Annotated in this window: 4 protein-coding genes; 3 read left to right on the forward strand and 1 reads right to left on the reverse strand. The window is 57.2% G+C overall.

Annotated elements, in window-relative coordinates:
* A partial coding sequence (locus tag EN925_RS33975) for a LysR family transcriptional regulator (protein WP_164894590.1) occupies nucleotides 1–147 on the reverse strand: 147 nt, incomplete at its 3' end.
* 221 nt (nucleotides 148–368) lie between these two features.
* Here EN925_RS33975 and EN925_RS33980 point away from each other — a divergent pair.
* From EN925_RS33980 to EN925_RS33995, 3 genes are all read left to right on the forward strand, one after another.
* Nucleotides 369–554: a hypothetical protein gene (locus tag EN925_RS33980; RefSeq protein WP_013531162.1), complete on the forward strand. Its 186-nt coding sequence runs from the start codon at nucleotides 369–371 to the stop codon at nucleotides 552–554.
* 339 nt (nucleotides 555–893) lie between these two features.
* Entirely contained in the window at nucleotides 894–1,028 is a 135-nt protein-coding gene (locus EN925_RS41565) for a hypothetical protein (RefSeq protein WP_013531161.1), read from the forward strand.
* Between the two features lie 282 nt (nucleotides 1,029–1,310).
* On the forward strand, nucleotides 1,311–1,915 hold a 605-nt coding region (locus EN925_RS33995), incomplete at its 3' end, for an AraC family transcriptional regulator (RefSeq protein ID WP_164761414.1).

A 1,915-nucleotide genomic window follows, 5' to 3' on the forward strand; every position in this document is an offset into this window, starting at 1 on the left:
CTTCTTGATCTGCATGGAGACGGCCGAAGGCGTGCGAAAGACGGCATTGGCGGCGGTGGTGAAGCTGCCGGTCTCGGCAATCGCCACGAAAGTGCGCAAAACGTCGAGATCGAGCAGTGGCAGCGGATGATTGAGCGGGGCGTTCATGGCAACCGACCTTCAATTTTTCTGATACAAAACATCATTCCATTTCGTTTGATTGAACATCAGATTGGGAGGATAGTCAACTCCATCGAATGAGGCAGCTGCCACAAGCAGCCATGAAACGACCCCGACACAGACCTGCATTCGACACGAAATGAAGTTGAAACAAACCCGACGTAACCAACGCGTTGTCTGGCACCCGCCAGCCACCAAAGGAGAAAGAAATGTCTATCCTGTCGTCTCTTGGTCGCATCGCGACCGAATTCAGCGCGGCACGCGCCCGCTACCAGACCGAGCGCGCCATCCGTTCCTTGCCGATCGAACTGCAGAAGGACATCGGCTGGCCTGAGGCTTCCGACACCAAGACCGGTACTCGCAATGGCATCGGATCCTGGGCTGGAGCAAAGTAGATCGTGTGTACTATGTGCTGAAGGCCTGCCGCGCGAACCGCCCGGCAGGCCTTCTTTATTTTATTTGTATACAAATGAGTTTTGGAGCCATGTCGCCAACGCATGACGCATATGAGAAAGCCGCATAGCAGCTCCTGTTTTCACTTAATGCCTTGTAAATGATCGTAAATTTTGGGCACCTTGCCCAAATCTGTCGCAATCGATGTCGCATTTCATATCAAGCGGTTCGCTTTTGCGATTTAGTTTCTGCTTACACAAGCCTATATCAGCGCCAGCAAACGAGCTGCCCCACTCCATCAAGCGAAGGCGACCCGTCTGAGCAACCGAATGGAGATGATTATGAAGCTTTTTGCCCGCCTCTTTGCCCGCCGCGAAATGAACCTGACCACCGCTCTCGAGCGTCAGCGTCTTGCCAACACCATGCCCGGCCAGACTGGCGCCATGAATGCGGCGCGCCTCGGCTTCGTCGCCTGAAGATTTTCCAGGCAGCGCATCCCTGCCGCTGCTTTAAAACTGCAACGCCGCCTGGCTCCAGCCAGAGCGGCGTTTTTGTTCTGCGCACAGGCTGTACGCTGCCTGTCCCTTGAACAGTTCGTGCCACTTCCGGGCCCCGCTGCACGCCGATTGCCCATTTGCGACCCATGTCGCAAATTTAATCTTGTCGTAGCGGCGTAGCCGATTGACAGACATGGTTTTTCCTGATGTCGCTATGCTATTCGCGACATCCTGTTCGCGCCATGGCTGTGTGAGGTTCCCTTGAACGCCGTAAAGCATCCGATCAAGCGGTCGTTTGTATTCTTCCTTATTCCCGATTTCACCATGATCGCCTTTGCGACCGCGCTCGACCCACTGCGCTCGGCCAATCGCATGCTCGGCTACGAGGCCTATCGCTGGCGCCTCGCCAGCATCGACGGCAAGCCGGTGCGCGCCTCGAACGGAGTCGAGTGCGCGGTCAACACGTCGCTCGAGGATGAACGCAAGAAGATGGCAGGCCCCGATCGGCCGAACATGGCCATCGTCTGCAGCGGCATCAATGTCGAGCGCTACCAAAACAAGTCCGCCTTCGCCTGGCTGCGCGAGGAATACAATCGCGGCGTCGCCGTTGGCGGCCTGTGCACCGGCGCGCATATCCTCGCCGCCGCCGGCCTGTTGTCCAACAAGCGCTGTGCCATCCACTGGGAGAACCTGCCGGGCTTTTCCGAGGCGTTCCCGAAGGCCAATGTCTTTGCCGACCTCTTCGAGATCGACCAGAACATCTACACCTGCGCCGGTGGCACTGCCGCACTCGACATGATGCTGAAGCTGATCGGCGACGACTTTGACGAGAACCTCGTCAACCGCGTCTGCGAGCAGGTGCTGAC

Source organism: Mesorhizobium sp. M7A.F.Ca.US.006.04.2.1 (genome assembly GCF_004022915.1).
Classification (GTDB): domain Bacteria; phylum Pseudomonadota; class Alphaproteobacteria; order Rhizobiales; family Rhizobiaceae; genus Mesorhizobium; species Mesorhizobium ciceri.